Source organism: Pseudomonas sp. NBB (genome assembly GCF_032701105.1).
In the GTDB taxonomy this organism is placed as follows: Bacteria; Pseudomonadota; Gammaproteobacteria; order Pseudomonadales; family Pseudomonadaceae; genus Aquipseudomonas; species Aquipseudomonas asiatica.
The window spans coordinates 5,833,740-5,845,916 of sequence record NZ_CP103994.1 but is presented as its reverse complement, the minus strand read 5'-3'; the positions used below and the strand labels follow the sequence as shown (position 1 = coordinate 5,845,916).

At 62.9% G+C, this 12,177-nt stretch carries 12 protein-coding genes and 1 pseudogene; 6 read left to right on the top strand and 7 right to left on the bottom strand.

Annotated features, from left to right (window positions below; translation table 11 throughout):
- The first annotated feature begins 3 nt into the window (after positions 1 to 3).
- Both NY023_RS26905 and NY023_RS26900 read left to right on the top strand, forming a co-directional pair.
- Entirely contained in the window at positions 4 to 777 is a 774-nt protein-coding gene (locus NY023_RS26905) for a gamma-glutamyl-gamma-aminobutyrate hydrolase family protein (protein ID WP_023661934.1), read from the top strand.
- Positions 778 to 890: 113 nt separating this feature from the next.
- A complete protein-coding gene (locus NY023_RS26900) occupies positions 891 to 2,432 on the top strand; it encodes an APC family permease (RefSeq protein ID WP_013974795.1) in 1,542 nt (513 codons plus the stop codon).
- A 34-nt stretch (positions 2,433 to 2,466) separates the two neighbouring features.
- Here NY023_RS26900 and gmk read toward each other — a convergent pair whose 3' ends face one another.
- Together gmk and NY023_RS26890 are read right to left on the bottom strand one after the other, a co-directional pair.
- The gene (gene gmk, locus NY023_RS26895; RefSeq protein WP_013974794.1) at positions 2,467 to 3,087 is read right to left on the bottom strand and encodes a guanylate kinase; all 621 of its coding nucleotides are present in this window, start codon (positions 3,085 to 3,087) and stop codon (positions 2,467 to 2,469) included.
- A 13-nt stretch (positions 3,088 to 3,100) separates the two neighbouring features.
- Positions 3,101 to 3,964, bottom strand: coding sequence for a YicC/YloC family endoribonuclease (locus NY023_RS26890; RefSeq protein WP_013974793.1), 864 nt, complete (start codon positions 3,962 to 3,964; stop codon positions 3,101 to 3,103).
- Between the two features lie 228 nt (positions 3,965 to 4,192).
- On the opposite strand from NY023_RS26890, the gene rph reads away from it, so the two are divergent.
- Together rph and NY023_RS26880 are read left to right on the top strand one after the other, a co-directional pair.
- Positions 4,193 to 4,915 carry a ribonuclease PH gene (gene rph / locus NY023_RS26885; RefSeq protein ID WP_013974792.1) on the top strand — a complete coding sequence of 241 codons (723 nt, stop codon included), beginning with the start codon at positions 4,193 to 4,195 and terminating at the stop codon, positions 4,913 to 4,915.
- 23 nt (positions 4,916 to 4,938) lie between these two features.
- A complete protein-coding gene (locus tag NY023_RS26880; RefSeq protein WP_003258195.1) occupies positions 4,939 to 5,307 on the top strand; it encodes a DUF4870 domain-containing protein in 369 nt (122 codons plus the stop codon).
- Between the two features lie 130 nt (positions 5,308 to 5,437).
- Here NY023_RS26880 and NY023_RS26875 read toward each other — a convergent pair whose 3' ends face one another.
- Positions 5,438 to 6,217 (bottom strand): exodeoxyribonuclease III, encoded by a 780-nt coding sequence (locus NY023_RS26875; RefSeq protein ID WP_003253401.1) that lies wholly within the window; start codon positions 6,215 to 6,217, stop codon positions 5,438 to 5,440.
- 80 nt (positions 6,218 to 6,297) lie between these two features.
- Between NY023_RS26875 and pyrE the strand changes: the two genes are divergently transcribed.
- The gene (gene pyrE, locus NY023_RS26870; protein ID WP_003253405.1) at positions 6,298 to 6,939 is read left to right on the top strand and encodes an orotate phosphoribosyltransferase; all 642 of its coding nucleotides are present in this window, start codon (positions 6,298 to 6,300) and stop codon (positions 6,937 to 6,939) included.
- 175 nt (positions 6,940 to 7,114) lie between these two features.
- On the opposite strand, the gene argB is transcribed toward pyrE, so the two are convergent.
- The 4 genes and pseudogenes from argB to coaBC all read right to left on the bottom strand — a co-directional run bounded on the left by argB (position 7,115) and on the right by coaBC (position 11,235).
- Complete coding sequence (argB, locus tag NY023_RS26865; protein WP_003258198.1) at positions 7,115 to 8,020, bottom strand: acetylglutamate kinase; 906 nt, start codon at positions 8,018 to 8,020, stop codon at positions 7,115 to 7,117.
- A 30-nt stretch (positions 8,021 to 8,050) separates the two neighbouring features.
- Positions 8,051 to 9,418 (bottom strand): annotated as a pseudogene (locus NY023_RS26860) (phosphomannomutase/phosphoglucomutase); the annotation flags it as partial.
- A gap of 144 nt (positions 9,419 to 9,562) precedes the next feature.
- Positions 9,563 to 10,018 (bottom strand): dUTP diphosphatase, encoded by a 456-nt coding sequence (dut, locus tag NY023_RS26855; RefSeq protein ID WP_013974790.1) that lies wholly within the window; start codon positions 10,016 to 10,018, stop codon positions 9,563 to 9,565.
- A 5-nt stretch (positions 10,019 to 10,023) separates the two neighbouring features.
- The gene (gene coaBC / locus NY023_RS26850; protein ID WP_003253409.1) at positions 10,024 to 11,235 is read right to left on the bottom strand and encodes a bifunctional phosphopantothenoylcysteine decarboxylase/phosphopantothenate--cysteine ligase CoaBC; all 1,212 of its coding nucleotides are present in this window, start codon (positions 11,233 to 11,235) and stop codon (positions 10,024 to 10,026) included.
- Between the two features lie 128 nt (positions 11,236 to 11,363).
- Here coaBC and radC point away from each other — a divergent pair, with 128 nt between their 5' ends.
- Positions 11,364 to 12,044 (top strand): RadC family protein, encoded by a 681-nt coding sequence (radC, locus tag NY023_RS26845; RefSeq protein WP_023661279.1) that lies wholly within the window; start codon positions 11,364 to 11,366, stop codon positions 12,042 to 12,044.
- Positions 12,045 to 12,177 lie beyond the last annotated feature (133 nt).

Genomic DNA, 12,177 nt, shown 5'->3' with positions numbered 1-12,177 from the left:
CCCATGAGCGCAAATGCGGTCCCCTTGATCGGTGTCAGCGCCTGCCGCCAGCAGGTGGGGAAGAACTCGTCGCATACGGTAGGCGACAAGTATGTCGAGGCGGCCGGCTTTGCCGGCTTGCCATTGATCTTGCCGGCCCGTGACGGGGGCAGCGACACGCAGGCGCTGCTGGCCCGTCTGCACGGCATTGTTTTTACCGGCTCACCTTCAAATATCGAACCGCATCATTACAATGGCGCCCCCAGCGCGGCGGGTACCCGGCACGATCTGGCACGCGATCGCCTGACCCTGCCACTGTTGCAGGCGGCCATTGCCGCCGGTGTGCCGGTGTTCTGTATTTGCCGTGGCTACCAGGAATTGAACGTGGCCCTGGGCGGCAGCCTGCACCAGCGCGTGCAGGAACTGCCCGGCTACCTGGACCACCGTGAACCAGAGGACGCACCTCTGGAGGTGCAATACGGCCCTCGTCACCTTGTCGGCATCGAGCCTGGCGGGTTGTTCGAGCGCCTGGGCCTGGCGGCGCAGTTCGAGGTCAACTCGCTGCACAGCCAGGGCATCGACCGTCTGGCCCCAGGCCTGCGCGTCGAGGCACGGGCCCCGGATGGCCTGATCGAAGCGGTGTCCATGCCTGCCGCGCCGGGCTTTGTGCTCGGCGTGCAGTGGCACCCGGAGTGGCGATTTACCGAAAACCCGGTCTCGTTGCGCCTGTTCCAGGCGTTTCGCGAGGCCTGTTTTGCTTATGCAAGACGGGAGGGCGCACGGCAGGAGGCACTCTGACGTCACCCGAAGGTCTCGGATGACTTGTTCCCGGCAGCAAGCTTTCAATGAGTGAAAGCGGGCCTTGTACGCAAGGCCTGTGAAAACAATTCCAAAATTTACGGCAAATACTCATGAGCAATTACACAGAAGCCGGCCGCCCACCCGACGTGGCGGCCGACGCGGGCAACACCCAGCGCAGCAAGGGCCTGGCCACCGGCCGGCTGGGCTTGCTGGCCAGCGTGGTGCTAGGCATTTCCACCATCGCCCCGGTCTACACACTGACCGGCGCCCTTGGGCCGACCGTGCGTGAAGTGGGCGCGCACCTGCCAGCGGTATTCATCGTCGGCTTCCTGCCGATGCTGTTGGTAGCCTTGGGCTACCGCGAACTGAACTCGGCGGAGCCGGACAGTGGTACTTCGTTTACCTGGTCGGCGCGTGCCTTCGGTCCGATGATCGGCTGGATCGGTGGCTGGGGCCTGGTGGTCGCCACCACCATCGTGTTGTCGAACCTGGCAGGGGTGGCGGTCGACTTCTTCTATCTGTTCCTTGGTCAGATTACCGGCAAGCATGAACTGGCGGCATTGGCCGACAACCTGCTCATCAACATAACCACCTGTTGCGTGTTCATCGCCCTGGCGGTGTGGATCTGCTGCCGTGGCATGACCACCACCATGACGGTGCAATATGGCTTGGTGGCCCTGCAGTTGCTGGTGCTGATCGGCTTTGCCTTTGCCGCTTTCGGCGAAACCACAGCGCCGCCACCGCTGGAATTCGATTTCGCCTGGTTCAACCCGTTCGGCGTCGAATCTTTCTCGGCCTTTGCCGCCGGGCTGTCTCTGTCGATCTTCATCTTCTGGGGCTGGGACGTGTGCCTGACTGTCAGCGAGGAATCGGTCGGCAGTGACGAGGTGCCGGGCAAGGCGGCCACCTGGACCGTGCTGCTGATCCTCGGCCTGTACCTGTTCACCGCCATTGCCACCCTGCAGTTTGCTGGTATCAGCGAACAGGGCCTGGGCCTGAACAACCCGCGCATCCAGGAAAACGTCTTCGCTCACCTGGCCGGCCCGGTCATGGGGCCGCTGGCGATCCTGATGTCCATCGCCGTGCTGGCCAGTACCGCGGCGTCGCTGCAGTCGACCTTCGTGTCGCCGGCGCGCACACTGTTGGCCATGGGTTACTACGGCGCGGTGCCGCAGAAGTTCGCCAGCGTCTGCCCACGTTCGCAGACCCCGCGTTACGCCACCATCTGCGCCGGCGTGGCCGCGGGCCTGTTCTACGTGACCATGCGCACCCTGAGCGAGAACGTGTTGGCGGATACCATCACTGCACTGGGCATGATGATCTGCTTCTACTATTCGCTGACGGCCTTCGCCTGTGTCTGGTACTTCCGCCACAGCCTGTTCGACAGCCTGCGCCACTTCCTGATGCGCGGCTTGTGCCCGCTGGTGGGTGGGGTGATCTTGTCGGTTATCTTCGTGCGTACCGCCATCGACAGCGCCTCGCCGGACTTCGGCAGCGGCTCGCATGTGGGCGGGCTGGGGCTGGTGTTCGTGATCGCCGCGATCATCTCGGTGCTGGGGATCGTGCTGATGATGCTGTCGCGGCTGCGCGCGCCGGCGTACTTCCTGGGGGCTACCCTGCGTCAGCAGGCTACCTTGCCATTGCAGGAATAAATGATTGGGGCTGCAAAGCAGCCCCATGGGTCTTTCAGGAGAGCAGTTCTTTCAGAAGCCCGCTGTTGCGCTGTTGCTGCTTCTTCAGCAGCAGGCGGTTCGAGCGGAACACTGCCTTCAAGTCCTCCAGCGCCTCGTCGAAGTCATCGTTGATGATCACGTAGTCATACTCGTCGTAGTGCACCATCTCGCTGACCGCTTCCTTCATGCGCCCGGCGATGATTTCTTCGCTGTCCTGCCCGCGGCCGTCCAGGCGCTCGCGCAGTGCCTGCTGGCTTGGTGGCAGGATGAACACCGACAAAGCCTGCGGCATCAGCTTGCGTACCTGCTGGGCGCCTTGCCAGTCGATTTCCAGGATCAGGTCGTAACCCTGGTTCAGGGTCTGCTGCATGGCGCTGCGCGAGGTGCCGTAGAAGTTGCCGAACACCTCGGCATGCTCCAGGAAGTCGCCTTGGTCGATCAGAGCCTTGAATTCCTCGTGGACGACGAAGTGGTAGTTCACCCCGTGCTGCTCACCCGGGCGCATGGCGCGGGTGGTGTGCGAGACCGAGACGCGGATTTGCGAGTCGTCCTGGGTCAGGGCAGTGACCAGGCTGGTCTTGCCGGCGCCCGAAGGGGCCGAAACGATGTAGAGAGTGCCGCTGCTGTGCTTCATGGTCGGGGTGGCCTTACTCGATGTTCTGTACTTGTTCACGCATCTGTTCGATCAATACCTTCAGGTTGACCGCCGCTTGCGTGCTGCGTGGGTCAAAGGCTTTGGAGCCGAGGGTGTTGGCCTCGCGGTTGAGTTCCTGCATCAGGAAGTCGAGGCGCCGCCCGGCAGCACCGCCACCCTTGAGCACGCGGCGCACTTCGGTGACGTGGGTGCTGAGGCGGTCGAGCTCCTCGGCCACGTCGCTCTTCTGGGCCAGTAGCACCATCTCCTGCTCCAGACGTTGCGGGTCGAGTTCGGCCTGCATATCGCCGAAGCGGTCGAGGATCTTCTGCCGCTGTGCTGCCAGCATCTGCGGCACCAGGGCGCGCAGGGTGGTGACTTCGCTGGCCATGTTGTCCAGGCGTTCGTTGATCAGCCGGGCCAGTTCCAGGCCTTCACGCTGACGCCCGGCCTTGAGCTCGGCCAGCGCCTCATCGAACAACGCCATGGCTTCGGTATTCAATGCCTGCGGATCGTTGGCGTCGGCCACCAACACGCCTGGCCAGGACAGCACCTCCAGCGGGTTCAGTGGTGCCGGCTGCTTGATCAGGCCGGCCACTTCCTCGGCGGCGGCAACCAGCTGCGCGGCGCGCTCGCGGTCCACCTTCAGCAGTTTGCCGTTGCTGTCTTCGTTGAGGCGCAAGGTGCATTCTACCTTGCCCCGCGACAGGCCTTGGCGCAGCCCTTCACGCACGGCGCCTTCGAGGTCGCGCAGGGCCTCGGGCAGGCGCAGGTGCGGCTCCAGGTAACGGTGGTTGACCGAACGCAGCTCCCAGACCAGGGTGCCTTGGCTGCCGGCGCGCTCGACACGAGCAAAAGCGGTCATGCTGTGCACCATGGGGAGTACCTCGCGTATATGAATGAACGGTGGGAGCCTCTCGGCTGCAAGGCGCAGGATTGTAGCGCAGTGGGGCCTTGGCGCCCAATCCACCCATGTTACCGACGGGTGGCCTGGCCGGCAGGAAAAGGCGACGGGCTGTGTCGGGCGCGACAATAGGCATGTCTTCCCCGGGCCGTGGGCTCTATAATGCTCGGCAGATTCAAAGTCCCAGTACAGGTATCCCAGATGAAACGTCCAAGTGGTCGCGCCGCCGATCAGCTCCGCTCGATCCGCATCACCCGCAACTACACCAAGCACGCCGAAGGGTCGGTACTGGTCGAGTTCGGTGACACCAAGGTCATCTGCACGGTCAGCGTGGAAAACGGTGTGCCGCGCTTCCTCAAAGGCCAGGGCCAAGGCTGGCTGACTGCCGAGTACGGCATGCTGCCGCGTTCCACCGGCGAGCGTAACCAGCGTGAAGCCAGCCGTGGCAAGCAGGGTGGGCGCACCCTGGAAATCCAGCGTCTTATCGGCCGTTCGCTGCGCGCCGCGCTGGACATGAGCAAGCTCGGTGATATCACCCTGTACGTCGACTGCGACGTGATCCAGGCCGATGGTGGCACCCGTACCGCGTCCATCACCGGTGCCATGGTCGCTCTGTGCGATGCCCTGGCGGTGATCAAGAAGCGCGGTGGCCTGAAAGCCGGCAACCCGCTCAAGCACATGATCGCCGCAGTGTCGGTGGGCATGTATCAGGGCGAAGCGGTGCTCGACCTGGACTACCTGGAAGACTCCGCCGCCGAAACCGACCTGAACGTGGTCATGACCAGCGCCGGTGGTTTCATCGAAGTGCAGGGTACTGCTGAAGGTGCGCCGTTCCAGCCTGAAGACTTCAACGCCATGCTCGCCCTGGCGCAGAAGGGCATGAGCGAGATCTTCGAACTGCAGCAGGCGGCACTGGCCGACTGAACCCAGCCAGGGAGGTGCGGGGCATGAGCGAATCGAACCTGTCGATCACCCCGCCCAATGCCGAAATCCGGCAGTGGGCGATGTTCTGCCACCTTTCCGCGCTGCTGGGCCTGGTGGTGCCGCTCGGGCACTTGCTGGGCCCGCTGGTGCTTTGGCACCTCAAGCGCGAGCAAGACCCTTTCATCGACGCCCAAGGCAAAGAGGCGCTGAATTTTCAGATCAGCGTAACCATTGCCGGGTTCATCTGCTTCCTGCTGATGTTCGTGTTCATCGGGCTGGTGCTGTTCGCCATGCTAATGGTCGCGGTGATGATCCTGATCATCATTGCGGCTGTGCGGGCGAATGAGGGCAAGCCGTATCGCTACCCGATGATCTGGCGGCCGATCAAATAGCAGTTAGGGCCGCTCTGCGGCCCTTCGCGGGCGCGCCCGCTCCCACAAGTACAACACAAACCTCAAGGCAGTGATTAACCTGTGGGAGCGGGCGTGCCCGCGAAGGGCTGCAAAGCAGCCCCAATCGCATTCAGATGGTCAACGTCCAGTCATAGTCGACGATCAGCGGCGCATGCTGGGAGAAGCGCGGCTGACGCGGCAGGCGGGCATTGCGCACGAAGCGGCGCAGGCCCGGGGTGAGGATCTGGTAGTCGAACCGGTAGCCCAGGTTGAGCATCTCGGCCTGCTCGTTGTCCGGCCACCAGCTGTACTGGTCGCCTTCACGGCTGACTTCGCGCAGGGCGTCGACGTAACCCATCTCGCCGGTGATCGCATCCATCCAGGCACGCTCCGGCGCCAGGAAACCCGGCGACTGCTGGCTGTCACGCCAGTTCTTGATATCGAGCTTCTGCTGCGCCACGTAGAACGAGCCGCAGTAGATGTATTCGCGACGCTTGCGACGCTGTTTGTCCAGGTACTTGGCGAAGTCGTCCATCAACTTGAACTTCTGGTTCAAGTCTTCGTCGCCGTTCATACCCGAAGGCAGCAGCAGGCTGGCAATACTGACTTTGTCGAAATCTGCTTGCAGGTAACGCCCGTAGCGGTCGGCTGTCTCGAAGCCCAGGCCGGTGATGACTGCCTTGGGCTGCATGCGCGAATACAGGGCCACACCACCTTGGGCAGGCACCTCCGCGTCGCAGGCATAAAGGAAATAGCCATCGAGCTGGAAAGCTGGGTCATCGAGTTCAAAGGCCGAGGCGCGGGTATCCTGAAGGCAGATGACGTCGGCATTCTGGGCTTGCAGCCAGCTGAGCAAACCACGCTCGGCCGCAGCCTGAATGCCATTTACGTTCACACTGATGATCCGCATAAATGGCCCCAAAAATCTCGTGCGTGTATGATACCCGAGCTCAACCCATTTAGCTAAATCCGTGGTGTCCGGGACTATCCATGCAGCCGTATCAGCGCGACTTCATCCGTTTTGCCATCGATCGCGGGGTACTGCGTTTCGGTGAATTCACCCTGAAATCGGGGCGTACCAGCCCGTATTTCTTCAATGCCGGCCTGTTCAACACCGGTTCCGCCCTGGCCGAACTGGGCCGTTGCTATGCCGCAGCCATCGTCGACAGCAAGATCCCGTTCGATGTGCTGTTCGGCCCGGCCTACAAGGGTATCCCGCTTGCAGCGACAACTGCCGTGGCCCTTGCCGATCAGCATCAGCTCGATGTGCCATGGTGCTTCAACCGCAAGGAAGCCAAGGACCACGGTGAAGGTGGCAGCCTGGTCGGTGCACCGCTGGCCGGTGACGTACTGATCATCGACGACGTGATCACCGCCGGTACCGCCATTCGTGAGGTCATGCAAATCATCAATGCCCAGCAGGCCAAGGCCGCTGGCGTGCTGATCGCGCTGAACCGCGAAGAGCGTGGCAATGGCGAGCTGTCGGCGATCCAGGAAGTGGAGCGTGACTTCGGTATCCCTGTGGTCAGCATCGTTTCGCTGACCCAGGTGCTGGAGTTCCTGGCCGATGACCCACAGCTGAAGCAGCATCTGCCGGCGGTCGAGGCTTACCGGGCGCAGTACGGTATCTGATTCGGGCCTGGAAATGAAAAAGGCGACCTTCTTGTGAAGGTCGCCTTTTTTTGTGTCGCCTGTTCCGGCCTCTTCGCGGGTAAACCCGCTCCCACAGGATCTCCACAGCCCTCAAAGGCGGTGCTGTACCTGTGGGAGCGGGTTTACCCGCGAATAGGCCGGGACAGGTTAACGATCAGCGCTGCTTGCGGTTGGTAATCAGGGTACCCACGCCGCTGTCGGTGAAGATCTCCAGCAGCACCGCATTCGGCACGCGGCCGTCGATGATGTGGGAGCTATTCACACCGCCCTGCACGGCATCCAGCGCGCACTTGATCTTCGGCAGCATGCCGCCGTAGATGGTGCCGTCGGCGATCAGTTCATTGACCTGCTCGGTGGTCAGGCCGGTCAGTACCTCGCCCTGCTTGTCCATCAGGCCGGCGATGTTGGTCAGCAGCATCAGCTTCTCGGCCTTCAGCGCCTCGGCTACCTTGCCCGCCACCAGGTCGGCGTTGATGTTGTACGACTCACCGTTGGCACCCACGCCGATCGGCGCGATCACCGGGATGAAGTCGCCCTTCACCAGCATGTTCAGCAGGTCGGTGTTCACACTCACCACTTCGCCCACGTGGCCGATGTCGATGATTTCCGGGGTGGTCATCTCGGGCGTCTGGCGGCTGACGGTCAGCTTGCGGGCGCGGATCAGCTCCGCGTCCTTGCCGGTCAGGCCGATGGCGCTGCCGCCGTGGCGGTTGATCAGGTTGACGATGTCCTTGTTGACCTGGCCACCCAGCACCATCTCCACCACGTCCATGGTCGCCGAGTCGGTGACGCGCATGCCGTCGATGAAGTGGCTTTCGATCGACAGGCGCTTGAGCAGGTCGCCGATCTGCGGGCCACCACCGTGGACCACCACCGGGTTGATGCCCACAGCCTTCATCAGCACGATGTCACGGGCGAAGCCGGTCTTGAGCTCCTCGCTCTCCATCGCGTTGCCGCCGTACTTGATCACCAGGGTCTTGCCGACAAAGCGGCGGATGTAAGGCAGTGCTTCGGACAAAACCTCGGCTACATGGGAAGCGGCATCGCGATCGAGGGTCATGCAGGGCTCCTGTAAGGAACAGATAGTCGGTCAGAACGGCAGTTGCAGCTCAGGCTCAACCCGCAGCAACTGGGTACGGAAAACATCCTTGATACGTTGCAATTCGGCGTTGCTGTCAGCCTCGAAGCGCAGCACCAGCACCGGGGTGGTGTTGGAGGCGCGAACCAGGCCCCAGCCGTGGGCGTAGTCCACCCGCACACCGTCGATGGTGGTCAGGTTGGCTTCGCCCCAGTCGGCGTCGCGTTGCAGTGCATCAATGATGCTGAATTTACCCTCGTCGGTCACATCAATATTGATTTCCGGCGTGGAAATATCGTTCGGGAACGCGGCGAACAGGTTTTCGGCACTCTTCCCGGCCTTGCTGAGGATCTCCAGCAGGCGCGCGGCGCTGTAGATGCCGTCGTCGAAACCGTACCAGCGTTCCTTGATGAAGATGTGACCGCTCATCTCGCCGGCCAGCAGCGAGCCGGTCTGCTTCATTTTCTTCTTGATCAGCGAGTGGCCGGTCTTCCACATCAGTGCGCGGCCGCCGTGCTGCTCGATCAGCGGGGTCAGGCGACGGGTGCATTTCACGTCGAAAATGATCTCGGCACCCGGGTTGCGCGACAGTACGTCCTGGGCAAACAGCATCAGCAGGCGATCGGGGTAGACGATGCTGCCGGTGTTGGTCACCACGCCGACGCGGTCGCCGTCACCGTCGAAGGCCAGGCCGATGTCGGCACCGGTTTCCTTGACCTTGGCGATCAGGTCTTCGAGGTTTTCCGGCTTGCCCGGGTCCGGGTGGTGGTTGGGGAAGTTGCCGTCGACTTCGCAGAACAGCGGGATCACTTCGCAGCCCAGGGCTTCGATCAGTTGCGGCGCGACCACGCCGGCGGCACCGTTGCCGCAGTCCACGACCACCTTGAGCTTCTTGGCCAGCTTCACGTCCTCGACGATCTGCTGGAAGTAGCGGTCAAGGATCTCGACCTTTTCCACGCGGCCTTCGGCGAGGGTCAGGTCGTTGGTTTTCAATCGGGTCAGCAGGGCCTGGATCTGTTCGTTGGCCAGGGTATCGCCAGCGATGACGATCTTGAAGCCGTTGTAGTCAGACGGGTTGTGGCTACCGGTCAGCATCACGCCGGACTTGCCGGCCAGCACGTTGGCTGCGTAATACAGGGCGGGGGTGGGCACCAGACCGACGTCGCTGACCTGGCAGCCGGCATCGACCAAGCCCTTGATCAGCTGTTCGACCAGCATCGGGCCGGACAGGCGGCCATCGCGGCCGACCGAAACCTGCGGTTCGCCCTGGGCCAGGCTCTGCGCGCCGATGGCGCGGCCGATCCAGTAGGCGGTTTCGGCGTGAAGGGTTTTGCCGACCACGCCGCGAATGTCATACGCGCGGAAAATGCTGTCTGGCAGTGCGGCGGGGACCAGGTGGGCCATGTCGTTCATCTCTGGAAGCTCCATTAGTCAAAGGCTTTCTGGGCAGGCGCAAACTGAACGCTTGGACGGTGGTTTCGCCAGAGAGTTCGCCATCCTTGGCCTGAACGGTCATTTCTCGGCTCAGTGGCTGCCGGAATGGCCGAAGCCGCCAGCGCCGCGCTGGCTTTCATCGAACGCTTCGACGATGTCGAAATGGGCCTGTACCACCGGTACCAGCACCAGCTGGGCAATGCGCTCGCCAACGGCGATGGTGAACGGTGTGTCGCCGCGGTTCCAGCACGACACCAGCAACTCGCCCTGGTAGTCCGAGTCGATCAGCCCGACCAGGTTGCCCAGCACGATGCCGTGCTTATGGCCCAGGCCCGAGCGCGGCAAGATCACCGCCGCCAGGCCAGGGTCGCCGATGTAGATCGACAGGCCGGTGGGGATCAGCAGGGTCTGGCCTGGCTCGAGGATGGTGTCTTCCTTGAGCAGGGCGCGCAGGTCCAGGCCGGCGGAGCCGGGGGTGGCATACTGCGGCAGGGGGAATTCGGTGCCCAGGCGTGGGTCGAGGATCTTGGCTTGAAGAGCGTGCATGTAACTTATTGAACCTGATTGAGTCGTTCGGCGATGAAGGCGACCAGTTGCCGGGCAATCTTGCCCTTGCTGGTCTGCGCGAAGAGGGTCTGGTGCTGCTGGCGGTCGATCACGGTCAAGGCGTTTTCCTCGCTGTTGAAGCCGATGCTGGGGTTGGCCACATCATTGGCGACGATCAGGTCGAGGTTCTTGTCCTTGAGCTTGCGCGTGGCGTAATCGAGCAAGTGCTCGGTCTCGGCGGCGAAACCGACGCTGAACGGGCGGTCGGCGCGGCCAGCGATGGTGGCAAGGATATCGGGATTGCGCACCATCTGCAGCAGCATGCCGTCGCCGGTCGTAGGATCTTTCTTCAGTTTTTGCGTGGCAACGACTTCCGGGCGGTAGTCCGCAACCGCCGCAGAGGCGATGAACAGGTCGCACGGCATGGCCGCTTCACAGGCCGCGAGCATGTCCCGCGCGCTGACCACGTCGATACGGCTGACCCGGTCGGGGGTCGGCAGGTGCACCGGGCCAGTGACGAGGGTGACCCGAGCCCCGGCTTCGGCGGCCGCTTCAGCCAAGGCGAAGCCCATCTTGCCGGAGCTATGATTGGTGATGTAGCGCACCGGGTCGATGTTTTCCTGGGTCGGGCCGGCAGTGATCAGCACGTGCTTGCCGGTCAGGGCCTGGCGCTTGAAGCTTTCCGCGGCACACCAGGCCAGGTCGGTGGCTTCGAGCATGCGGCCCAGGCCGACGTCGCCACAGGCCTGGCTGCCGGACGCTGGGCCGAACACCTGGATGCCCCGGCTCTTGAGCAGTTCGAGGTTGGCCTGGGTGGCCGGGTCGCGCCACATGGCCTGGTTCATGGCCGGGGCCACGGCGACAGTGGCATCGGTAGCCAGTACCAAGGTGGTCAGCAGGTCGTCGGCCATGCCTTGGGCCATGCGCGCCATGAGGTCGGCGGTGGCCGGGGCGATCAGCACCAGGTCAGCCCACTTGGCCAGTTCGATGTGGCCCATGGCCGCTTCGGCGGCAGGGTCGAGCAGGTCCATGTGCACCGGGTGGCCTGACAGCGCTTGCAGGGTTAGCGGGGTGATGAACTCTGCACCACCACGGGTCATGACGACGCGCACCTGCGCGCCGTGCTCCAGGAGTCGGCGAATCAGTTCGGCGCTTTTGTAGGCGGCAATGCCGCCACCCACGCCGAGAACGATGCGCTTGCGATACAGCCGCTGCATAGGCTTGCCTTTTTCCAGTGAGAGCGGGCGACGACGTTTGAAAATGCCTGCGGCGGAACGTCGCATGTACGAGGCGAAATAGATTAACACAGGGCCGAAATGGGCCGCAGCAAGGGCAGAGGAGCGGGATGAATATCAGGGAGTGGCCGGCTGCAGAGCGGCCGAGGGAGAAGTTGCTGCAGCGCGGGGCCGGAAGCCTGACGGACGCGGAATTGCTGGCTGTATTTCTCGGTTCAGGTGTGCGAGGGCGCAATGTCGTGGAGCTGGCGCGAGGTCTGCTCGTGAAGTTCGGGGGGTTGCGCCAGTTGCTGGAGGCCGACCGAGAGGCCTTCGTCGGCGAGCTTGGGTTGGGCCCGGTGAGGTACAGCCAGCTGCAGGCGCTGCTGGAGATCGGGCGCAGGCACCTTGCAACTTCGATTGAGCGTGAATCCGCGATGGACAGCCCGGCAACGGTGAGGCGCTATTTGAAAGCGATGCTGCGACATGAAGTCAGCGAGGTGTTCGGGTGCCTCTTTCTCGATACCAAGCACAGGCCGTTGGCGTTTGAAATCCTCTTCCGAGGCACGATAGATCGGGCCAGCGTCTACCCGCGGGAAGTGGTGCGGCGGGCATTGCTGCATAACGCAGCGGCCTTGATCCTGTGCCACAACCACCCCTCGGGCAACAGTGAGCCCAGCCAGGACGATGTGCATTTGACCCTGTCGTTGAAGCGGGGGCTGGCGTTGATCGATGTGCGGGTGCTGGATCACATCATCATCGGTGACGGGGAGCCGCTGTCGATGGTCGAGCATGGGTGGATTGTGGCCTGATGGAAAACTGGAGCTTTGTGCTGCCAGTACCGGCCCTTTCGCGGGTAAACCCGCTCCCACAGGGATAGCGCCATGTTGAAAGTTGGCGCGGTCCCTGTGGGAGCGGGTTTACCCGCGAAGAGGCCGGTGCAGG